This window comes from Paraglaciecola chathamensis S18K6 (assembly GCA_000314955.1).
Lineage (GTDB): Bacteria > Pseudomonadota > Gammaproteobacteria > Enterobacterales > Alteromonadaceae > Paraglaciecola > Paraglaciecola chathamensis.
In genome coordinates, this window is record BAEM01000006.1 from 80,718 (window position 1) to 103,994 (window position 23,277).

Annotated in this window: 18 protein-coding genes; 5 read left to right on the forward strand and 13 right to left on the reverse strand. The window is 48.7% G+C overall.

From position 1 onward, the window contains the following. The first annotated feature begins 323 nt into the window (after window positions 1–323). The 3 genes from GCHA_RS01615 to GCHA_RS01625 all read left to right on the forward strand — a co-directional run bounded on the left by GCHA_RS01615 (window position 324) and on the right by GCHA_RS01625 (window position 4,015). Entirely contained in the window at window positions 324–2,462 is a 2,139-nt protein-coding gene (locus GCHA_RS01615) for a TonB-dependent siderophore receptor (RefSeq protein ID WP_007984333.1), read from the forward strand. A gap of 120 nt (window positions 2,463–2,582) precedes the next feature. Beyond that, complete coding sequence (locus GCHA_RS01620; RefSeq protein ID WP_039991931.1) at window positions 2,583–3,080, forward strand: Lrp/AsnC family transcriptional regulator; 498 nt, start codon at window positions 2,583–2,585, stop codon at window positions 3,078–3,080. A gap of 2 nt (window positions 3,081–3,082) precedes the next feature. Continuing rightward, complete coding sequence (locus GCHA_RS01625) at window positions 3,083–4,015, forward strand: 2-hydroxyacid dehydrogenase (RefSeq protein WP_007984336.1); 933 nt, start codon at window positions 3,083–3,085, stop codon at window positions 4,013–4,015. Between the two features lie 64 nt (window positions 4,016–4,079). On the opposite strand, the gene GCHA_RS01630 is transcribed toward GCHA_RS01625, so the two are convergent. The 7 genes from GCHA_RS01630 to GCHA_RS01655 form a co-directional block, all read right to left on the reverse strand. Continuing rightward, window positions 4,080–4,487 (reverse strand): cupin domain-containing protein, encoded by a 408-nt coding sequence (locus GCHA_RS01630; RefSeq protein WP_007984338.1) that lies wholly within the window; start codon window positions 4,485–4,487, stop codon window positions 4,080–4,082. Between the two features lie 102 nt (window positions 4,488–4,589). Then, window positions 4,590–7,718: an efflux RND transporter permease subunit gene (locus GCHA_RS01635; RefSeq protein ID WP_007984341.1), complete on the reverse strand. Its 3,129-nt coding sequence runs from the start codon at window positions 7,716–7,718 to the stop codon at window positions 4,590–4,592. A gap of 12 nt (window positions 7,719–7,730) precedes the next feature. Further along, entirely contained in the window at window positions 7,731–9,002 is a 1,272-nt protein-coding gene (locus GCHA_RS01640; RefSeq protein ID WP_007984342.1) for an efflux RND transporter periplasmic adaptor subunit, read from the reverse strand. A gap of 1 nt (window position 9,003) precedes the next feature. Then, window positions 9,004–10,227 carry a TolC family protein gene (locus tag GCHA_RS01645; RefSeq protein WP_039991932.1) on the reverse strand — a complete coding sequence of 408 codons (1,224 nt, stop codon included), beginning with the start codon at window positions 10,225–10,227 and terminating at the stop codon, window positions 9,004–9,006. Between the two features lie 64 nt (window positions 10,228–10,291). Next, window positions 10,292–10,582: a hypothetical protein gene (locus GCHA_RS22835; protein WP_153810694.1), complete on the reverse strand. Its 291-nt coding sequence runs from the start codon at window positions 10,580–10,582 to the stop codon at window positions 10,292–10,294. 79 nt (window positions 10,583–10,661) lie between these two features. Continuing rightward, the gene (locus tag GCHA_RS01650) at window positions 10,662–11,513 is read right to left on the reverse strand and encodes a GNAT family N-acetyltransferase (RefSeq protein ID WP_039991934.1); all 852 of its coding nucleotides are present in this window, start codon (window positions 11,511–11,513) and stop codon (window positions 10,662–10,664) included. A 45-nt stretch (window positions 11,514–11,558) separates the two neighbouring features. Further along, complete coding sequence (locus tag GCHA_RS01655) at window positions 11,559–12,788, reverse strand: M20 aminoacylase family protein (protein WP_007984348.1); 1,230 nt, start codon at window positions 12,786–12,788, stop codon at window positions 11,559–11,561. Window positions 12,789–13,064: 276 nt separating this feature from the next. Here GCHA_RS01655 and GCHA_RS01660 point away from each other — a divergent pair, with 276 nt between their 5' ends. Both GCHA_RS01660 and GCHA_RS01665 read left to right on the forward strand, forming a co-directional pair. Next, window positions 13,065–14,531, forward strand: a complete 1,467-nt coding sequence (locus GCHA_RS01660) for an aldehyde dehydrogenase family protein (RefSeq protein ID WP_007984350.1) — start codon at window positions 13,065–13,067, stop codon at window positions 14,529–14,531. A 27-nt stretch (window positions 14,532–14,558) separates the two neighbouring features. Further along, the gene (locus GCHA_RS01665) at window positions 14,559–15,881 is read left to right on the forward strand and encodes an NAD(P)/FAD-dependent oxidoreductase (RefSeq protein ID WP_007984351.1); all 1,323 of its coding nucleotides are present in this window, start codon (window positions 14,559–14,561) and stop codon (window positions 15,879–15,881) included. A 119-nt stretch (window positions 15,882–16,000) separates the two neighbouring features. On the opposite strand, the gene GCHA_RS01670 is transcribed toward GCHA_RS01665, so the two are convergent. Genes GCHA_RS01670 through GCHA_RS01695 form a run of 6 tightly spaced genes read right to left on the reverse strand, consistent with a single transcriptional unit; the run spans window position 16,001 to window position 23,200 of the window. After that, entirely contained in the window at window positions 16,001–17,788 is a 1,788-nt protein-coding gene (locus GCHA_RS01670) for an ABC transporter ATP-binding protein (protein WP_007984352.1), read from the reverse strand. Between the two features lies 1 nt (window position 17,789). Next, complete coding sequence (locus GCHA_RS01675; RefSeq protein ID WP_007984354.1) at window positions 17,790–18,617, reverse strand: ABC transporter permease; 828 nt, start codon at window positions 18,615–18,617, stop codon at window positions 17,790–17,792. Between the two features lie 2 nt (window positions 18,618–18,619). After that, entirely contained in the window at window positions 18,620–19,615 is a 996-nt protein-coding gene (locus GCHA_RS01680) for an ABC transporter permease (protein ID WP_318248905.1), read from the reverse strand. Then, window positions 19,596–21,203: an ABC transporter substrate-binding protein gene (locus GCHA_RS01685; RefSeq protein ID WP_083881811.1), complete on the reverse strand. Its 1,608-nt coding sequence runs from the start codon at window positions 21,201–21,203 to the stop codon at window positions 19,596–19,598. The genes GCHA_RS01680 and GCHA_RS01685 overlap by 20 nt, the downstream gene beginning before the upstream one ends. A gap of 40 nt (window positions 21,204–21,243) precedes the next feature. Further along, window positions 21,244–22,521 (reverse strand): NAD(P)/FAD-dependent oxidoreductase, encoded by a 1,278-nt coding sequence (locus tag GCHA_RS01690; RefSeq protein WP_007984358.1) that lies wholly within the window; start codon window positions 22,519–22,521, stop codon window positions 21,244–21,246. Between the two features lie 7 nt (window positions 22,522–22,528). Then, the gene (locus GCHA_RS01695; protein WP_007984361.1) at window positions 22,529–23,200 is read right to left on the reverse strand and encodes a haloacid dehalogenase type II; all 672 of its coding nucleotides are present in this window, start codon (window positions 23,198–23,200) and stop codon (window positions 22,529–22,531) included. Between the last annotated feature and the right edge of the window lie 77 nt (window positions 23,201–23,277).

Genomic DNA, 23,277 nt, shown 5'->3' on the forward strand with positions numbered 1-23,277 from the left:
CGATTTCTAACTATAAAGTTTTTACAAGGTCAGAGGAAAATCGGCTTATTGTTAAAAGAGCAATAGCTTATATATATCGACAGGATTTAGCTTTTTCATTCTAAAACTTTTCTCCTAAGCAGAATCTGCCGCAAGAGAGATACGCTCAAAACTTTTGACTGCTTGACGGCCCTTTTCAGCATACTTTCGTTACTAGAATCCCTTTATACTGATTGTGGAAAAATTAACCGCCGACAAAAAAAGTTGAAATTAAATCAAGTAAAACAAATGGATAGGATAATTTTTTTGCCGTTGACCAGAGACTACATTGGAGAAGAACACTCATGAATAAAAAACATACATTAACTATATCGGTGCTCGCTGGCGCCGTTTCAGCCGTATTGTCATCTACTGTCAACGCACAAACATCACAAGAGCAAGAAGATGTTGAAAAAATTGAAGTAGTACAGCAACGTCAGGCATACCGTGGTGATGTACCATTAAAATCAATACCACAAAATATTGATGTGGTCACCGCTGAACTACTTGATGACCTTGGCGTCAATGATTTACAAAACGCCCTTGATTTTACCAGTGGTATCGCCCGGCAAAATAGTTTTGGCGGCATGTGGGACAGCTTCGCCATTCGAGGATTCGCTGGCGATGAAAACCTGCCTGGTGGCTATCTTGTCAATGGCTTCAGTGCAGGCCGTGGCTACAGCGGTCGCCGTGAAACCTCAAACATTCAGTCGATTGAAGTGATCAAGGGGCCTGGCTCGGCGCTGTACGGTCGCAGTGAACCCGGTGGTACCATTAATATCATTACCAAGAAGCCGCAATTTTCCGAAGAAGGTTACATTCAGGCAACAATTGGCAGCTATGACCTGTACCGTTTAGAAGGCGACTATACTAACGAATTAACACCAGACTTAGCCTTTCGTGTAAACGGCGCTTATGAAGATGCAGGAAGCTTCCGTGATATTGTTGAGACCAAGAAAATATCAGTGAGCCCTTCGATTCTTTATAATATTTCTGACAAAACTAACATAGCTTATGAGTTGGAATATCTCGATCAGGAGCTGCCTTTCGACCGCGGAGTTATTGTTACTAACAATGAGTTCGGTGACGTGCCTATCGACACCTTCTATGGTGAGCCAGCAGATGGCCCTATTGAGATTGACGCTACTGGCCACCAAATAACCCTCCAACACGAGCTTGCCGGCGGGTGGAACTTACTTGCAGGCTTGAGTTACCGCGAATCCAGTTTTGAAGGTTTCTCTTCTGAGGTTGAAGTGGGCGGCCGTCAGCTAGTGGGTACGGAAGGTTTCGAAGAAACGGTTAACCGTCGACGTCTCTATCGAAACTATGAAAGCGAAGACTTAGCAGGTCGAATAGAATTTAGCGGTACCTTTGACTTGGCTGGTATGGCTCATCACATTCTTATTGGTGCTGACGCCTACAAATACACGTTAGATATTACTCAGGATCGCTGGCGTGTTGCCTGGGGAGTGAACGACACTACTTATTCGGTCAATAAATACAACCCTGTTTACGGGCAGGACTTACCAAGCCTATCTCCAACGCGCTTCGACACCGAAGACCAAGATTCTGTAGGCGTTTATATTCAGGACCAAATTGACATTACAGATAAGTTCAAGATTCAGGGCGGTATTCGTTTCGACGACTTCGAGCAGGATTTCGAGTCCTATTTATCAGGTCAGGTGACCAGTCAGTCACAGACAGCCACCAGCCCACGGGTTGGTCTGGTATATGAGGCATCCGAGCGATACACTCTTTACGCAAGCTATTCTGAGGGTTTCCGTCCTAACTCAGGTTCTAACTTTGATGGCGAAACATTCGAGCCGGAAGAAAGTAAATCCTATGAAGCAGGTGTAAAATTCGCCACAAGCGACGAGAGTATCACCGGTACCGTTTCATTTTTCCGCGCCGAAAAATCTAACGTTTTAGCTGCAGACCCAAACCCCGAGCATTCCGGCTTTTCCGATACCGTCGGCGAGGCTGAAAGTCAGGGCGTAGAAGTTGATTTAACGACTATGCTCGGTGACGACACTATGCTAACCGTCGCCTACGCTTATGTAGATGCAACCACCTCAAACTCTATCGTTAATGCTGACTGGGGGGTGGAAATTCCAGCTGGCACCCAGTTGCTAAATATTCCCAAGAACAAACTTAACCTGACTGCGATCCACTATTTAAATGTCGCTGGAAAGGATTCCAAGCTTGGCGCAAGCTTAACCTATGTGGATGACCGCCCAGGGGAGTTAATTGATCCCGATTACGTGCTGCCGTCTTATACGACTGTGCGTCTTTTCGGTTCTGTGAATATTACCGAAGCCTTCAGTATCAATGCTGACATTGAGAACCTGTTTGATAAGGAATATTACGCCAGCTCTTACTCGGCGCTATGGACTATGCCGGGCAATCCCCGTCAGGCAAAACTGAGTGTGAAGTACGCATTCTGATATAACGCAGCCGGACAGTACAATGTCCGGCTTCTTGGAAAATGTTCACCCCAACTGGTAAATCTGATGACTGTTTACCATGATACGGGTAATGTGGAGAAGAACGTTGTATAAGAGGAAATGACCGTGCCCGAAATGAAACTAGATCGTATCGACATCAATATCTTGGCAGAACTTCAGAAAAACGGGCGGATCACTAACACTGATCTCGCTGACGCTGTTGCTCTGTCTCCCAGCCCTTGCCTTGCCAGAGTCAAACGATTAGAAAAAGCGGGCTACATTACAAGTTACAATGCGAAAATTGCATTGAATAAACTCGGTGAAACCGCCACTGTTTTCACTGAAGTTACTCTGACAGACCATCATATGGAAGATTTTGTCAAATTCGAGCGTAAAATCCGCACCATTGACGAAGTGATTGAATGTCACCTTATCAGTGGAGGTTACGATTATCTGCTTAAATTCGTCACCCGAGGTGTAACTCATTATCAAACCCTGATGGAAGAGATTCTCGAACAAGACTTTGGTATCGCTAAATATTTCAGCTATATCGTGTTGAAATCACCTATCGAGAAACTTCACTACCCTCTAACAACCTTGTTTAAACCGGAAAAATAACTTTGTCACTAACACTTGTTTATAAAGGCCCCGCTGAAAGGGGCAAGTGCTGGCAACAAGCCGTAGCTGATACGTTACCCGAAATACGCTGGTTTACCTGGCCGGACGTACCCGACCCCCAAGCTGTAGATGCGTTCATTACTTGGACCTTGCCAAAAGACTATCAAACACAATTTCCTAATCTCAAAGCAATTTTCTGTGTAGGTGCCGGTGTCGATCAGCTCGCGCCAGCATCCCTTTCTCCTGGGATCAGGTTAGTTCGTATGCTAGACCCTTCGATCGCCACACAAATGCAGAGCTATGTACTTAGCGCAGTGATGATGATTCACCGGGAGCAGTTTCGCTATCTGCGTCAGGCAGCACAATCCCTATGGCAGCCTCACCCGGTGAAACTTCCCCACGAGTGTACTGTTACTATTCTGGGTTTAGGGACGCTGGGAAGTAGTGTAGCCCTAATGCTCCAGCAACTTGGCTTTTCGGTACAAGGTTGGAGTCGAAGTCCGAAAACCATTGACGGAGTATCCACGACACACGGACGCGAGGGCTTGAACACCCTGCTACCCAATACGGATATATTGATCTCTCTTCTGCCCCTTACCGACGACACAAAGGGGATCCTTGATTACGATTTGATGAGCCGGCTTCCCAAAGATGCGGCGTTAGTAAATGTCGGCCGAGGCGAGCAACTGGTTAACAATGATTTACTACAACTACTCGACAGCGGACATCTAAGTCAGGCAGTGCTGGATGTGTTTGATCAAGAGCCGTTACCGACCGATCACCCGTTTTGGGCTCATCCCAACGTTCATGTGACGCCTCACATAGCATCAGTAACTCGCAATGACACAGCGGCGCTTCGTCTGGTCGAGAATCTGAAATTATGGATACAGGATGAACCTATGGTAGGTGAAGTCAACAAGGGCCGAGGCTACTAACCCGCTAATTCAATATAAGCGCTAGTGAACAGGCAATGGTCACCGGCGCTTTTTATTACAGCGTTTAGCTATAAACACACACATAGACTTTTTTGTATTTTTCTATTGTGCGCCAAATCCCTTGGAAACCATCCTGCATCAAGAAGGTATCACCGGCCTTATAGGTAACCGGCTCCCCACCCTCCTCAGTAAGTTCTATTAAGCCTTCAATCAGATAGCAAAATTCAAAAAAACCGTTTTTCACCGAACGATTCACGCTCGGTTCGCAGGTCATAACACCCACTTTGATGTTGTCGTTGCCCGCTGCAACGTGTGCCCATTTTTCCAGCAGTGGATTGCCTTCCAATAGGATTGTAGGATCCGCATAGCTTTCGCTGGGTGCTTCAGAAGGATGCTGAACAACAGTTTGTAAACGACGCATAAAAACTCCGAATAAATAAAAGGTTTGCTTTTTGAGTTCACCAAAAAGCATGTTTGTATCACCCAGTATAAATATGCAGCCCCGGCAGCTTACTTCGAATAAGCCTCGCTGCGGGGCATAATTGTGCGCTTGTGGTAGAAATTCAGAAAATTATTACGTCTGGAGTCTCACTTTCGCAAACCAAGGATAGAGCGTAGGTAAAACCACCAATGTCAATAAGGTAGAGCTGATGAGCCCTCCCACAATCACCGCGGCCAGAGGCTTCTGAATTTCAGCCCCAAGGCCATTGGAAAGCAGCATTGGTATCAAACCTAAGGCAGAGGTCAATGCGGTCATGAGCACGGGTCGAAGCCTTGAACTCGCACCGTGTAGAATAGCGTCTGTCGGTCTATTGCTGCCTTTTACTCGCTGATTCAGACTCTCTACCATCACCACGCCGTTGAGCACCGCGACGCCAAACAGCGTAATAAAACCCACCGAGCTTGGAACTGAAAGGTAGTGACCACTGACATACAGCGAGAAAACACCGCCAACAGCTGCCAGAGGAATGTTAATCATAATTAGCGCCACTAACCTGATATTACTAAATGCAAAGTACAATAGTAATGCAATTAGTAACAACGACGCTGGCACCACCAACATCAGGCGCTGCATGGCCCGCTGCTGATTCTCAAACTGCCCACCAATTTGCACCGCATATCCGCCCGGCAACTCAACCTTCGAAGTAATGGCTTCGCGGATGTCACTCACCACGCTGCCCATATCACGACCTTCAACGTTTGCCTGAATCACTACCCGCCGTTGAACATCATCTCTTCTTATTTGCGGAGGGCCTGACTCAATAGCCACGGATGCCACATCTTTCAGTCGGATCCAAGCTCCCTGTGCGCTCAACAGACGCAATTCATTTATAGCATCGATATCGTCACGAAAGGCTTCGTCAAAGCGAACCACAATATCGTATCGTTCATTGCCACTAATAATTTGCCCAGCAGAAACACCTCCAATGCCCTGTTGAACAAGATTCATCACATCTGCTACATCCAGCCCGTAGCGGCTCAGTTGTTTGCGAATTGGACGTATCACCAATTGCGCCTCACCGCTAATTTGCTCTAAGGCTACATCCTGAGTACTGGGAACCGCGGCAACCACGTCGGTAATTTGCTGCCCAAAGTCTGCAAGCACCTCCAGCTCGGGTCCAAACAGTTTTATGGCAAGCTCTGCTTTTACACCGGACAGGAGCTCATCCACACGTGTGGAAATAGGCTGAGAGAAATTAAAAAGCAATCCAGGATGCTGTTCCAGTTTGTGGCTCATCGCCTCCTGCAATGCTTCTCTGTTTGACGCCGTTTGCCATTCATCAACGGGTTTCAACCCGATGTAAATCTCAATGTTATTTACTGGCTCTGGATCGCCGCCAATTTCTGCCCGCCCGATTTTACTAACCGCATAGGTTACCTCTGGAAACGACAGCAGGATCTTCTCCAGCTTTGGAGCAACACCCAGGGCCGTATTGAGACTGGCAGACGGCGCGAGAGTAACCCGCAAATTAATTGTGCCTTCTTCAAGCTCAGGGGCGAATTCGGTACCCAGTTGAGGAATAAGAAGTCCCGTTATTCCCACCAATAAAAGCGCGACACCAATAACGTGGCGACGCCGCTGCATACAAGCTTTAAGCAAACTCGTATAAACCAATTCAAGGCGCTGTAGTACCGGGTTTTTCCGATGTTTTATCGGTCGGGCTTTGAGCAGATATACTGACAATACGGGAACAAAAATTAACGCAACAATAACCGCACAGACCAACGCCAACATGATAGCTATCGCCATGGGCTGAAACAGTTTTGCCTCAACACCTTCAAAACTAAACAATGGCGTAAAGACGACTAGAATAATCAAGCTTGCGAAGAATACCGGCCGTGCAACTTCCTGCGCCGCACTGACAACCAGACCAGAAAGAGCCCCCCCATCCACTTTTTCACCTGACAGTTTCTGGTAGATGTTTTCAACGACCACCACCGAACCATCAACCAACATACCAATAGCAACAGCCATACCTCCCAGCGACATGAGGTTTGCAGAAATCCCTAGGATACTTAGCATAGCCAGCGCCAGCCCGATAGAAACTGGAATAGAAATTAATACCAACAAGGTAGCCCTAACACTCAACAAAAACAGGGCAAGCACGATCACGATAAACAAAAAAGCCATCAACAGCGCATTTACCACGGTGTCCACGGCCTTCCCAATGAGGTCGGCCTGGTCGTAATATGGCTCGAAATGCACTCCTTCTGGAAGTGCATCATTGATCAGCGAAATGCGCTCATTAATCCCCTCGATGGTTGAGTTGGTGTTAGCGCCCATGCGTTTAAGTACCACGCCAGACACAACCTCACCACGGCTGTAGACTTCCCCTTGTGCATTTTTCACCGACATGGTGACCGCGCCCTGTCGGATCTCACTACCAATTTCCACTATTGCGACATCACCTACTGTGACAATTGACGCTCCTTGGGTTTGTAGTGGAATTTGATTCAATTCGCTAAGCGCTGCTTCACCAGATGACAACCAACCGGTTCCGCGGATGACCAGTTGTTCCGGCCCTCGCTCCATGTACCAGCCGCCGGCGTTGTTATTATTCCTCGACAGCGCTTCAACTACGTCCTGTTGTGTGAGGTTATAAGACAACAATCGGTTGGGTAGAAGATTAATCTGATACTGGCGAACGTAACCACCAAATGACAACACTTCGGTAATGCCATCTACCGGCATTAACAGTAGTTTGATAAGGTAATCATTCAAACTTCTCAGTGCCATGCTGTTATAGCCAGAGTCCGCATCGGCGATAAGCAAATATTGATAAACCTGACCAAGTCCAGAGGTATTCGGGCCTATAGTTGGCATTCCGACCCCCTTAGGGATCATTTCGGCGGCCACCTGCAAACGTTCAAACACCAACTGCCGGGCGAAGTAAATGTCAGTACCCTCGCGAAACACAACGGTAATACCTGACAAACCAGTTTTAGAGATAGAACGCACCTCCTCTACATCAGGCAGTGCATACATCACAGCTTCAATCGGATAGGTTATAAGCTGTTCCACCTCTTCTGCAGCCAATCCTGGTGCTTCAGTATTGATGGCCACTTGAATATTAGTTACATCTGGAAATGCATCTAAATTCAAACGTGGGATCATGACCGCAGCAAACCCACAGAGCCCCATTAATATGAGAATCAATACAAATCGCAAGCGGACTGCGTAGTCAATCAAACTAGCAAACATACTGCACTCCTATTAATGATTGTGTGGATCAAAACCGCCTTTGGCGATTTCTGAAGCCACAAAAAAAGCGCCTCGGCTGACATAGCTGATCCCTTCTTGAACGCCATTAATGGCTTGCCATTCACTGAATTTCGGCCCTAGTGTCACTTCTTTGGGTATCAGACCGCCATCGTCGTCCAGCACAAAAATTTGCCAGTCGCCATCGGCGCCTCGCATCAATGCCGATTGGGGAACAGCCAGCACGCCCCCCGTTATAGGCCCTTTAAAATAAATGTCTGCAAACATCCCGGAATGGAACCGATGGCGGCTATTGTCCAAATCTAATCGTACAATGCGGGTCCGGCTTACCGGATCGATAGTATGAGATTCCTGAGTGACGATGGCCGTGGCTGACATGTTGCCTACCATCACACTGGCAGCATCGCCAGGCTGAAGATGTAGATCATTTTGAGCCGACAAGCGGGCTTCAACCCAAAGGTGCGCCTCATCAGACAACAACATCAGTGGCTGGCCAGGCTCAATACGCTGGCCCTGATTGAAGTCATCGGTCATGATGAGTCCATCTGTCTGTGCCGTCAGGGTATATTCGCCCAGTGGATAGTCGTCATTTTTTTCAATTCGGGCAATGGTAGTAGCTGACAACCCTAACGCCTGCAGCCGTCGGTTGGTGGCATTGTAAACCGTTCGAGCTTCAATAAAGCGTTTTTCGCCCACCGCCCGCTGTCCTAGCTTGCTCACTCTTTGCCATTCAGCGACAGCCCGTTGGAGCTCACTTTGTGCGCCGACCATTTCTTCACTAAACAGTGTTACCAAAGGCTGTCCTTGGCGGACTTTTTCACCCAATCCTGCGTGACGAGCCGTCACCACAGAACTCACTCTAGGAGAAATTATATAGCTGCGGTAGCCATTCACTTTTATCTCTCCAGGCGCATAAACCTCTTCGGACAGGTTCATTGGCACTAAGGTTTCTAGGTGAATATCTGCCAACGCCAGCTGCGCTTTGGTCAGTATAACTTCCGCGCTTTCGTTGTGTTCGTCGTGTTCGTCGTGTTCGTCGTGTTCGTCGTGTTCGTCGTGTTCGTCACGATTATGCGCATCTTCATGGCGATAGGCATGTTTATCGTCGTGCTGCTCCGCACTGGGCCCTGCGTCGATAGCGTGACTGTGATTGTCTGCTTCTTCGTGGTGATCATGGGTTTGAGACGCGTATGCCGAGGTACCAGCACACGTTGTCAGCAGCGCGAACATACTGACCGCGGTTAGTATTTTGGTTGATGGTGACATGTTACTGCTCCTGCAAATTCAGTGATAACACATATGCGGCGAGACGACCGGTAGCGTGAAGATAAGCGATGAAGGTAATTTGATAGTTCTGTTTCAGCGTCAGCCCTGCCTGCATTCCTGCACGCAACTGTTGGACCTGCCATTGGTAGTCAGCCATGCTCAAATCACCTTGGGCATAACGATTTTGCAGCACAGTAATTTCTTCGCTGAGATAGTTTTCGTGCAAATCACGCCACTGTTCGTAACGTTGCTGGGTCTGGCGAAGCTGAAGTCTCAAGCTTCTCAACTTTTCTTGGGCACTGAGCATTTTTGCATGCAGTTGCTGCTCGCTAGCAAGGGCTGCTTCGCGAGCCGCTTCATTGACCTCTCGGTAGTCGTTACGCCACTGTATTGGCACTGATACATTCAACGAGATAATAGATTCACCGGCTTGTTTTCCTACGCCAACGCCCAAATTTGGGACCGGTTTATTCGCCTGCACCTGCCTATCGGCTTCTTGTTTTGCCTCTAACCAATTAAGCCGAGACCGCTGAACTTCAGGCAGTTTTATAACGTCAACACCAGCAGTCGACGCAATTGAACTCCCCCAAAAGGCGTGATCAATAGTGTATGACTGTGCGCGCTCACCAGCGAGCTCTCGGAGTGACTGCTGTGCGCCGAGCCATTCTGACAATCGCTCGTTCTCCAATACCATACCCTGTCCCACGACCGCTTTCGCCATGGCCACTTCTGTGCGGTTTACCTCACCAGCACTGAGCTGATCACGAGTAAGTTGCAGTACTTTTAGGTCCTGTTCGACTTGCAACTTTGCAAGTTCATACGCTTCTTCTCCGAGAGCTGTTTGCACCTGTGCAGTCATAATGTCGGCAAGCAAATCGTTGGTGATAATCGTTTTATCAACACGCGCCTGTTGGGCGCTCAGGTTCCCGAGTTCAGTTCTGGTGGCCTTCATATCCCACCAGTCAATGTCAGAAGACAAACCTATCTGGAAATTTGTGTCACTGCCTTCCTGCTCGATACTGGTATTCAGCGACGGATTATACAGGGGTTTAGCCATGCCCAAGGCAGACAGTTCCGACGAGGTCTGCAGATGATTATATGCCTGCATGGTAGGATGCTGTTCCACAGATTGCATCAGCCATCCTGCCCAAGATAGTTGCTGTGAAGCATGTACCGGCAAGCCCAGCGTGAGCAGCATGCCCGCAGTTAACATGTGTATTTTCATTGTCTATTCTCTTAGCGATATAAATTTCTTCAGCCTAAGCCGAAGGGTGGCGCATGTTACATCGCTAAACGATAGGCGGCCTTAGCAGGTTACGTCTGTGGCCGCCGCTCACTGAAAGAGATAGCGTTTGGCAACGTTGGGAATGAAGATGAGTGTGTAGCGTAGTGATGATCACAGGTAAGTAAATATGCTGAGCCCCATGACAGTGACAGCAGTGCTCACAATCCAGTCCGTAATTATCCGTAACTGGGTTTTCAATGATCTTTGTAAGTACCCCGCTTACGGAGGCATTGTTAGTTAACTGGTGGTCGTCGCTGCCCTGATGAGAGACATGAGAATCGAAAAACACACTCATAGCCTGCGAACTCACTGAGAGTAGCAGTAATAATACGAGGGCTTTGACTGAGCGACTTAACATAATCTCGGTTGACCTGTTATCCGAATGCCTGAGATACGAGACTGTAAATCCTAACACCGGAAGCGTTCGACGGCAAAAACGCACCTTTTACCATCAGGCTGACTTTATCGACTTCCGTCAGACCAAAAGATTCAAGCCAAGGCTTTATGTTTAGCGCGTTTTCAGACAGATCGAAGCGAATAAACCCAGTTTCATTACACAGCAATCGACTTATTAGCGCTTTAGCGATGTTATCAGATTCTGCCAGTACAGGACCAAGGGTTTGCCCGTGTCCGCTGGTACGCAACATGGCGAAACCAACGGCTTTGTCGTCGCGATACGCAATCAGACCTTTCCCAGACTGGGCAACGGCGGTTAAAAGTTTCTGCCGGGAGCAACCATATGTACAGGCGTCAAGAGCCTGCATATCATTGAGGCTTGTATCATCGATTGCTTCGATATCAAGATTACTTTCAGTGGGCACAGGCTGGGTTGTTAACTGCCCCTGAACCTGATAAATAGCCCCGCGCTCTACAAATCCACACTGCTGATAAAGACGTTTTCCGGCAACCGTGGCAACCAGTTGCAAGCTCCGCGCTCCTGTTTGACTCATAACCGTGTCCATCAGGGTTCTGCCAAGTCCGTTGCCCTGCATGTGACTAGGTACAACCACTAAACCAACGGTGGCATAGTTGCTGCCGTAGTCCCACCACAGAATACACCCGGCAATATCGCCCTTGCTGTCTTCGATAATGCTGCCATTGCCCATAGAAAAGTGCAGTTGCCAGTCAATCATCCGGTGCGGCCAGTTGACCTGTTGTGTGAATGTCAGACAAGTGGGTAAGTCAGATTCTCGCATCTCGCGAACAGTAAAGTCTGTTTTATCCATCAGCTCTCAGATACCTGCTTTATGATTGTTGCTCTGCCAACCAGTTTACCGCTGGCAACATGATACATTTTGCTGTTTAGCATGATCAATTAGGTCATTTTCTTGCGTTGAGCCTGAGTTTGACGGCAGAAAATCCTCCACTAACGCTACGTGTAGTTTCACTCCAGTGGCAATAATCCCATCATTAAAATCGTAGCCAGGGTGATGAAGCGGAATGTGTTCGCCGCTGGTGCCTTGCCCTACCCAGACATATGCACCTTCGCAAGCCTGCAGCATGAAGGCAAAATCCTCTGACGTAAACGCCGGCTCAGGCGCTTCCACAGCATTGCCTACGCGCTTCGCCACCATCAAAGCATGCTCAGCGGCAACAGAAGCATTGATGGTAGCCGGATAATAGCGCTGATAATCGATACTAATTTGCGTACCTGTTGCCACACTGACCCCAGTAATTACCTGTCGAACTGCTGCTTCAATTAGATCCTGCACATGAGGGTCAAAGGTACGAACGGTTCCAGTCAGAGACACACTACTGGGTAGAACATTGTGAGAATTCCCACCGCTAATTTGTGTTACTGACAACACCGCCGTGGATGTTGGCGAAATACGTCGAGACACAATAGTATTTAGCTGGCTTACCAATTCACTGGCTGCCAAAATAGCATCCGGTGTTTGATGGGGGACGGCCGCGTGTCCCCCCTTTCCTTTTACCTGAATGGAAAACTTGTCTGCCGCTGCCATAATAGGGCCGCAACGGGTTGAAATAGTACCGGCAGGTAAGTCAGGCCAATTGTGAAACGCATATACCCGGTCACAGGGAAAGCGCTCGAACAGGCCATCGTCAATCATTGCCTTCGCCCCAGCTTCCCCCTCTTCGGCGGGCTGAAAAATAAAATGAACCGTACCGTCGAAATTTCGTGTTCTTGCCAGATGCCTTGCTGCGCCAAGAAGCATGGTAGTATGACCATCGTGACCACAGCCGTGAAATACGCCATGATGACAACTTGCATACGGCAACCCAGTTTCCTCAACAATCGGAAGCGCATCCATGTCTGCACGCAAACCAATAGAACGGGAGGAATTCCCTACCTTCAATGAACCAACTACACCGGTTTTGCCAACTCCGGTAGTGACATCCAATCCAATTTCCCGCAGACTATCAGCCACTTTCTCAGCAGTTTTTACTTCTTTGTAAGCGAGCTCAGGGTTAGCGTGAATATCGCGCCGAAAGGTGACGAGATCTTCTAGGAGGTCTTCAATTTCGATGTCTTGGTTCATGATTTGTCTCCTGACTTTTCATAAAGAGGTAAAGCCTGACATTCTTCGTCATAGGCAGAACAGCAGGATCTCAGTGTAACGCGCACAGCGCAACGAAATTGGCCTGTTTCCTTCTCGTTATTTAAAATAATTTGCTGTTGATGCATATAAAGCGGCACCCAATGCTGTCACATCAACTCTATACTGGATTTCATTAACTTGCAGTAGGATCTGCCGGACATAGAACACTGTCTGATTTTGTTGTAATTCATTTTAGTCTTAAACAGGAACCCCATCATGAGTACACAACCCGTCGAGCGCTTTGTCGATAGCAGCCGCCTGAAGCAAGCTTACATCAATGGTAAATGGGTTGCCTTAGCTGGAGAGCGCTCTTTCGACGTGATCAATCCAGCTACGGAAGAACCGGCAGCGACCATTCAAATGGGTAACATTGACGATCTTAACAAGGCCGTTGCCGCTGCGAAAACAGCGTTTCCATCGTGGGCTGACACCGCCGTAGAAACCCGGCTGTCAATATTAGATCGAATTATCGAACTTATTGACGAGCGCACTGAATTGCTAGCGAATCTTATGTCACTTGAGATGGGTGCTACGCTAACTTACGCCCGCTCTACCCAGGTACCACTGGCAGCAGCGCATATTCGGGTGGCCCGTGAAAATTTGGAAAAGTACAACTTTACCGAAATGCGCGGAACAACGGCGGTAACCCGTGAACCCATTGGGGTTGCGGGGCTAATTACGCCGTGGAACTGGCCGTTGTACCAGATGACCGCCAAAGTCGGCCCCGCCCTCGCGGTGGGCTGCACTATTGTACTGAAACCCAGTGAACTGTCGCCACTAAGCGCATTGGCTTTTGCCCAGATTATACATGATGCGGGCGTACCAGCCGGCGTGTTTAATTTGGTTAACGGCAATGGTAAGGATGTAGGTGAGCCATTGGCCCATCACCCTGACGTTGATATGATTTCATTTACCGGATCAACCCGTGCGGGTGTATTGGTTGCACAAGCTGCAGCTACCACTGTTAAACGAGTAGGCCAGGAACTTGGCGGCAAATCGCCGAACATTTTACTTCCCGATACCGATTTCCCCAGTGCGGTTGGCGCTGGTGTGCAAGCCGGTATGCGCAATAATGGTCAGTCGTGCAGCGCGCCAACCCGCATGTTGGTTCCCAAAGCGCGCTTGGCTGAAGTAGAAAAGCTGGCGGCAGAAGCGGCAGAGTCTATTGTAATCGGATTGGCTGATAACGATTTGGCAACCCATGGACCGTTATCTAATCGTCCTCAGTTCGAACGGGTTCAGACTATGATTCAGCGCGGTCTAGACGAGGGCGCGCGCTGTGTTACCGGTGGGCTTGGAAGACCTAAAGGGTTTACCCGAGGCTTTTACGCACGCCCAACCATATTTAGCGATGTAACACCGGATATGGATATTGCTCAACAAGAAATTTTTGGGCCTGTACTGTGCCTCATTCCCTATGACAGCGTTGAACACGCCATTGAAATAGCCAACAGCACAGTGTTTGGTCTTTCCGCTCATGTGCAGTCCAGCGATTTAAGTGCAGCAAGAAGAGTCGCTCGTCAAATTCGCAGTGGCCAAGTGTTAATTAATTATCCGACTTGGGATCCACAGGCCCCATTTGGGGGCTACAAACAATCCGGAAATGGTCGGGAATATGGCATTGAAGGGTTAGAAGAATATCTGGAAATAAAAGCCATTGTCGGCTTCGACGTTGAAGCATAACCATTTCCACATGAAGGTATCAAAAATATGTCACCGCAACTGAAAAGAATTGTAAGTAACGTAAAGCTCCCCGAAGAAGTGGACGTGGTCGTAATCGGCGGCGGCATTATTGGCGCAGCCGCCACCTATTTTATGGCGAAGCAGGGCTACAAGGTCGCACTTATTGAAAAAGGTCTGGTGGGTTGTGAACAATCCAGTCGCAACTGGGGCTGGTGTCGCCAGCAAAACCGCGATGAACGGGAACTACCCACATCAGGCCTGTCGATGCGTTTATGGGATGAAATGTCCCGGGATATCGGTTTCGATCTTGGCTTTCGCCGCTGCGGGCTGCGTTACGCCACAGATGACCCAAAACAATTGGCCCAATGGGACGCCTGGAGAGATTTAGCAAAGCAGTATGGCGTATCCACCGTGATGCTCAATGCCAAACAAGCCAATGAAATGATTCCAGCAAAAGGCCGCACTTGGATTGGCGGTGTCCATTCCATTGATGACGGGAAGGGAGAGCCCTCCATAGCCGCTCCCATGATTGCAGAGGGTGCTCGCGCGTTAGGCGCTAGCATTCATCAGAATTGCGCGGCGCGGGGCCTTGATATCAAAAATGGGAAAGTGGAAGGTGTGGTAACAGAAAACGGAACCATTAAAACCAACCGAGTGCTTTGTGCGGCCGGTGCCTGGGCATCGGCATTTTGTCGTCACCATGGCATCAGTTTTCCTCAAGCCAGCGTTCGCCAAACCGCGTTGAGAACCAAACCCATCACCAATATTGGTGAAGCAATTTACACCAGTAACGTGGCGCTTACCCGAAGACTGGACGGCAGCTACACCGTGGCGATAAGCGGAACCGCACTACTGGAATTCACGCCTCAGGGAATTCGTTACGCCAAGCCGTTTATGCCCATGTTTATGCAACGCCTCAAAGCCGTGCAGGTAAATGTAGGCCGTTCTTTCTTCCAAGGCCCAGAAGCGTTTAATCGCTGGACCAATGATAGTGTTTCACCGTTTGAGAGAATTCGCATTCTGGATCCGGCTCCAGTTAAGAGCAATCTCATCAAAACAGTAGACACAGTAAAGTCACTTTTCCCTGCATTGGCAGATATGGAGATTGCTGAAAGTTGGGGTAGTTATGTTGACTCAACGCCCGATGCCATTCCGGTTATTTCGCCAATTGAACAGGTAGAGGGCTTCTTCCTCGCAGCGGGTACCTCGGCGCATGGTTTCGGACTTGGTCCTGGCCTGGCGAATGTGGCCGCTGATTTGGTGCTCGGTAAAAAACCAATTATCGACGCCAGCTCGTATCATTTATCTCGGTTGGTGAACGGATCAAAAATTCGGGTCGGCGCTATCTAACTCCTCTGCGCTGACACTTTTAACCGGGCATTGTGCCCGGTTTTTTTTCAGTGAGAAAAGACCTCATACCAATTTCATTAAATAATTGCTAAGTGCTTCATTATTTATTGGAATGGGTATTACTGAGCCACAAGCATGGCCTGGTCACGATGGCACAACACCGATTTTCCCGATGTTAACGTGCGAAGAGGTGGCGCCTCAGTATTGCACTGATCGCCGAGCTTCACAGGGCAACGGTCTCTAAAGCGACATAAATCATCTGTATTTTGCACAGAAATATCTAATGCGTCGAGATCCCGTTTGCGGCTGTCTAGCCATTCGGGGTCAAGCGTTGGCACACTACTAACCAATAAATCTGTGTAGGGGTGATAGGGTGCACAAGCAAAAGAGCTTCCGCTACCGTGCTCCACCTTTTTCCCCTTGTACAGCACCAGTACTTCGTCGCAAAGGCTCTTTACCGTAGAGATATCATGACTGATGAAGACAATGGCAATGTTTAGTCTTGCCTGCAACTCCTCTAATAAATCGAGAATAGCAGCAGCAACCACAGTATCCAGCGCCGAGGTAACTTCATCACACAGAATGACACTAGGCTCCGCAGCCAGCGCTCGGGCCAGATTAATCCGTTGCTTTTGACCGCCAGATAAAGCACCACATTTTCTATCAGCCAACGCTACTGGTAATTTCACCAATTCAAGCAATTCGGCGACGCGTTCTTTTTGAGCCTCGCCTTTCAGACCATGGAAAAACGTCAGTGGCCGGCCAAGAATATCAGCAACTTTATGAGACGGGTTAAGGGCTGTATCAGCATTTTGAAACACCATTTGAATGTGCTGGCATTCTCTTTTGCCTCTGTCTGCTATAGCTGAAGGCAATTCCTGATTATTCAGCACCATATAGCCCGCCGAGGCTGGCAGCAAACCTGCAATAACACGGGCAAATGTGGATTTCCCCGACCCTGATTCCCCAATGATGCCAACGGTTTGACCGCGCAGTACCTTAAGAGAAATACCGGATAAAATAGGAATTTCCGGTTTACCAGCTTTGGTTATTTTGCCGTATCCAGCTTCGATATCCCCAATATCAAGCACTACATCGCTGTGCTCTTTATTCTGCACAGTATCGTTATTCTGAACGGCGTTTAGTAGTTGCTGAGTATAGGGATGCTCCGCGTCATTCAATATTCTGTCAGTAGGGTTATTTTCCACCACCCTGCCCCTTTGCAACACTAAAATACGGTCGGCCATCTGTGCAACCACGGCTAAATCGTGTGACACGTAAACCGCTGTGGTATTCGTGGCTTTAACTGCCACTTTAAACGCTTTGAGCACGTCAACTTGTGTGGTTACATCAAGTGCAGTGGTAGGCTCATCAAAAATAACCAATTCAGGATCACAAATCAGAGCCATAGCCGCCATCAACCGCTGTAACTGACCACCAGATACCTCGTGTGGATAGCGTCTGCCGATGGTTTCTGGGGATGGCAAAGATAAATTCGCGAACAAGGTAACGGCTTTAGCTTCTGCCTCTTTGCGCGTCATCAAGCCATGCATGAGCGCGCTTTCGACAACCTGATCCATAATGCGCCGGGAGGGGTTAAAGGCGGCAGCGGCACTTTGCGCCACGTAAGCCACTTTGCGTCCCCGCAGGCCGGCGAGCTGCGACTCTGCTTTATCCGCCATGTTGTCTTTGCCTACCATCACCGACCCGCCTATTATCCGGCAACCGGGGCGTGCGTAGCCAAGTAATGTCAGTGCAATTGTGGTTTTTCCTGACCCAGATTCTCCAATAAGTGCCAGAACTTCTCCTCGCTGAAGAGAAAAACTGACGTCATCAACAATGGTGACTGGCTGCTCAGTGGGCCCCGCCTCTACGTATAAGTGCTCGACAATGATATGTGCTGTCATACTACCTCCCCCGAGCGGCATAAGTGGCTGCGCCCCGTAAACTGTCTATCACTAAATTCACCGCGATAGTGATGGTGGCAATGGCGATGGCGGGTACGATTACCGCTGGTGCGCCTTCCGCTAGGCCCGATAAGTTTTCACGAACTAGCGACCCTAGGTCGGCTTCTGGTGGCTGCACCCCCAAACCGAGGAAACTTAGACTGCTCAACAACAACACCACGAACACAAAACGCAGACCAAAATCAGCTAACATGGGATGCAGAATATTCGGCAGAATTTCTTTAACGGCCAAATAAAGGCGACTTTCTCCACGAGTACGGGCGACCGTTACAAAGTCCAGATTGGCGACATTCACAGCCAGCGACCGAGCAATTCTAAACGAGCCCGGCATGTAACTAATGGCTGTAATCGTAAGCAAAATTGGCACCGACGAGCCAAACGCAGCAATCATCACCAGTGAGAAAATTTTGCTGGGGATTGAGATTAAAGCATCCATAAACCGCGAAATAATTTCGTCGGTGCGGGGATGACTAACCGCAGAGTAAAGAGCGATTAGCGTGCCCACTGAACAAGCCAGTGCGGCGGCCAACAACGGAATAAAAATTGTGAAGCGTGTACCGTCAAGTATGCGACTGAAAACATCGCGGCCAATATAATCGGTCCCGAGTATGTAGTCGCCTCCGAGGGGCTCAAACACGTCATATGCAACGATTTCATTGGCCGAATGAGGCGCAAGCCAAGGACCAAATAAGGCCAAAAATAGCCAGCATGCAGCTAATACAGCGCCCACTTTACCGGACATTGGCATAGATTTAATTGCAGCCATCATAATTAGCCTCCAGTACGCAGTTTAGGATTTGCAAGAATAGCCGACAGATCTGCAATCAGCACTAGGATCAAATAGCCAGTACAGAACAACATGGCACACGCCTGCAGCAAAGGCATATCGCGATTGGTTACGGCGTCCACCATCAGGCTAGCTACACCGGGGTAATTGAAGATCACCTCCACAATGACTACCCCGCCAAGCAGGTAAGACAAACTTAGTGCGACCGCATTAACAATGGGGCCTACGGCATTGGGTAATGCATGTCTGAGCACGGCACGGGACAAAGGCGAGCCTTTTAATAATGCCATTTCCACATAAGGTTGCGACAGTTGTTCGAGCACGGCGGCGCGAGTCATTCTTGCCATCTGTGCACTAAGTACAATGCACAGGGTCGCTACCGGCAACGCAAACGCGCGAAAGTACTCATACACCCCGGCGTCGGCTGGTATGTACGACAGGGATGGCAACCAGTTGAGTTCCACAGCAAAAATCAGCACAAAAATAGTTGCGAGTAGGAATTCAGGCACCGCAACCATAGAAAGCGTAGCGATGTTCATTATCTTATCGACTCTGCGACCGCTGTACATTGCCGCCACGATGCCCAATAGCATGGCAAATGGAACTGCAATGACAGTGGTCAAGCCCGCCAGCAACAAAGATTTCGACAACCGTGAACTGATAAGCTCACTCACTGGCCGAGAATTGGCCAGCGACATGCCGGCATCACCGGTTACTAGACCGGTTAGCCATTTTGCATAGCGGGTCAGGGGCGGATCGTTAAGTCCGTATGCCTCACGCAACGCAGCTACAGCCTCTGGCGTAGCGCTCTGACCAAGCATTTCTTGCGCAGCGTCACCGGGTAACAAATTCGCAATGAAAAACACCACAGCAGAAACGATGAACAGTGTGATGATCGACAACCCGATACGTTTAATAATTAGCTGGAAAATTACCTTCATTTCAGACTCCTTAAGACCATCATGCATCCAACCACACATGTTCGGCAAAGGAGTACCCCATCAAGCCACCAGTCGGAATGGGGAAAATGCCTTTAACGCGTTTATCGTAGCCATCTATCAGATTCATGAACACTGGAATGCCGATGCCGCAGTGCTGGTGTATAAGTTCCTGCATGTCCCAGTACATCTGTTTGCGTTTTGCATCATCGCCTTCACCGCGAGCCGCGAGCAGCAGTTGATCAAACTGTTGATTTTGCCAGCCTGACTCATTCCACGGCGCATCGGATTTAAAGAACAGACTAAACAGTTCATCCAAGCTCACCCGCGGGTTGATGTTGCCAAATCCTAAAGGATGCTTCATCCAATGATTTGACCAGTAGCCGTCTGCTGGAACTCGGTTGATGCCAAGATGTACGCCCGCCTCAATACCGGATAGTTGCATTAAGGCTGCCATATCCACTGATCCAGTCGCTACGGGGGAGGCAAAAATAGGCACACGCAAACCATTCATACCTGCTTTTTTAAGGTGAAATTTTGCCCTGTCTATATCGTAAGGTCGCTGAGGTAGTTCATGGTGAAAATATTTATGACTGGGGGCCACCGGATGATCGTTGGCGATAGTCGCATAGCCACGGAATAACGCTCGTTTTATCAGTTCGCGATCGGTCATGTATTTAATCGCCATCACGAAATCGGGATTGTTAGTGGGATAAGCATCCTGACGCATAACAAGGTTGGTGTATAAACTGGATTCCGTCTGCATTACATCGCAGGTCCCAGAGCGTTTTACCCGCTTTGTTGAACGAGGGTCGACAGCGAGTACCATCTGAATATCGCCGGATAACAATGCATTTACTCGGGACGATTCATCAGCGATACCCACTAACTCTATTTCGTCCAAATACGGCTTGCCTGGTTTCCAGAAGTTCGGGTTTCTAACACCAATGGTGCGCACACCGGCAGAAAACTCTTTCAGCTGGTACGGACCAGTTCCATTGGCAGTGCGTGAAAAATCTGTCGTACCGTCGGCCACCACACAGAAATTAGAGGAAGCAAGCATGACGGGCAAATCAGCATTGGGGGCTTTGAGCATAATCCGTAAACTGCGTTCACCAGTGACAACCACCTCCTCGAACTGAGCCGCAATAGGCGCAACTCTGGATGTCACGTCAGGATCTTTATGTCGCATAAGAGAGTAAACAACATCTTGCGGTGTCAGGCTTTTTCCATCATGGAAAGTAACGCCGCTGCGCAGAGTAATATGCCAATCTTGTTGGTTGTCTGACTCAATCGTCTCTGCTAGGGCCAAGTCTGCCCCTAGTTCACGATTGAATTGCGTCAGACCACTGTAGACCATATACATGCGTACATAGTCAGTGCTCAGTGATGCTTTGGCCGGATCTAAGGTGTCGCGGGTAGAACTAGAGTTGGTGGCAACACGAATTCGCCCTCCCTGTCTCGGCTGAGCTTCAGGCTTATCATCAGTAAGCTGGGCAAGTACGTGAGCAGGAAGCACTAATCCACTGGCTGCCGTTACCAATCCGGCGGCGCCCAGTGACTTTAAAATCGCTCGCCGACTTCCGAGATGTCCCCCCCTCAGGGCGGCATCCTGTTTATTATTTTTCATGGTCGTCCCCTTTACACAGGTGCTCTAGCGTATTTTAATATTAATGCAACTTGTCCTGTACTTTGTAATACATGCCGACAAGAGGCAAAAACCAAGGTTTACCAAAATGAAATGGTACCGCAGGCCAGTTTGTTGTTTTCCAAGGGCAATGGGTGGGCTTGCCGTCGATCAGGTCAGCCATTACCTTACCCATATGCAGCGCCATTTGTACGCCATGCCCGCTGTAGCCCATCGCGTAAAACATGCCGTTATGCTCGCCAACTTTGGGCAATCTGTCTGCACTCATATCCACAGTTCCACCCCAGCAGTAGTCAATGCTTGTATTCGCTAATTGGGGGAACATGTCATACAGAGACTGACGCAGAATATCGCCACTTTTTAAATCAGAGCGCGAATTCGACACGGCAAAGCGTGCCCTGCCACCAAATAACAGCCTACGATCTGGCGTCAAACGGAAATAGTTACCAATATTTTTACTGGTGACATACGAGCGATTTCCGGGAAACAATGACTCACACATTTGTTTGTTCAAAGGCTCAGTGGTAATAGCAAAACTACCTACCGGTACAATCCGGCGGCGGAACCAGCTAAACGGGCCAGGGCCACTGCCGCCAGTAGCAACAAGCACTGATGTGGCTACAATGGTTTGCTCTGGCGTGTGCACCACCCATTGCTGCGGCCCTTTCTTATCAACGCGGATAACCGGTTGATGTTGGAAAATCGCCACGCCTTTTTCAATACAGCGTGTCGCCAAGCCATGGACCATTTTACCAACATGGAGCTGAGCTCCATTTGGGGTCAATAAGCCACCATAAAACTGGTCGGACACAATTTCGCGCTGAAGTTGTGCTGCATCCAGCAACTTGGCATCTGTATCGACTTCTTTAATCAGTGCCTCATGAGTTTTTACGAGCTTTTCGAAGTGTTCCGGCTTCGCTGCTAGCTTAATTTTACCCGCGCGACGAAAGTCACAATCGATTTGCTCATCGCGAACTAAGCTTTCGACGGAATCTACGGCCTGGTTATAGAACTGGTAAAACGCGCGGGCTTTATCCTCACCATAACTGGCGATCAGTCCTGCGTAATCCTGAGCAGTACCGTTATTGCACTGCCCACCGTTACGACCAGATGCTTCTCCACCGACGATACCCGCCTCGCACAATGCTACTGTTGCACCGCGTTGAGCTAACGCAAGGGCCGAAGACAAGCCGGTAAATCCGCCCCCAATGACTACCACATCTACGTTCGCAGACGATAATTTTGATTCGGCGGTGGCGATAACAGGTGCTGTATCCAGCCAGTAAGACGCGCTTTTCATGTAATCCCTACTCCAGACCAACTACGCCTGGAAGACCACGAATATCCTGAATTTCAGTATAACCGTAGAAGGGATTAGCTGGCTCATGTCCGCGATTTACCCACACTTTATTTTTAATGCCAATATCATGAGCCGACATTAAGTCATAGCGGAAACTTGAAGATACATGAAGGATATCTTCAGGGTTGCATCCTAGGTTATCGAGCATGTATTCGAATGCCTGTAAACGGGGCTTGTACGCCTGTGCTTGCTCAGCGGTATACACATGAGCAAAAGGCGCTTCCAAATTAGCCACGTTAGCGTGGATTTGTTCATTCATCGCATTAGATAAAATCACCAGCGGAATTTCAGCCGCAACTTTTTTCAGCGGCTCAACCACATCTGGGTGTGGGCCCCATGTTGGCACGGCATTGTAAATAGCAATGCTATCTGCGTCACGGTACTCAATATTCCAGTGCTTACATAGGCGCGTTACAGCGTTGCGTACTACTTCCTGATAAGGTTTCCACGCACCGAGAACTTCATCTAAACGATAGGCGGAAAAGTCTTTCACAAATTGTGGCATTTGCGTTTCAGTAATGCGATCGGCAAAGAGTTTTTGCGCCATCGGTGCCATTTCAAAATAGATAAGGGTGCCGTAACAATCGAAGCTAATATACTTGGGCTTAAATACACTCATTGTTTTTTCCAGATAGAATTATTGTTGCAAGTTAGTCTTGTTAGTTAGTTGGTGCATTCTTATTACACCATGCAGTG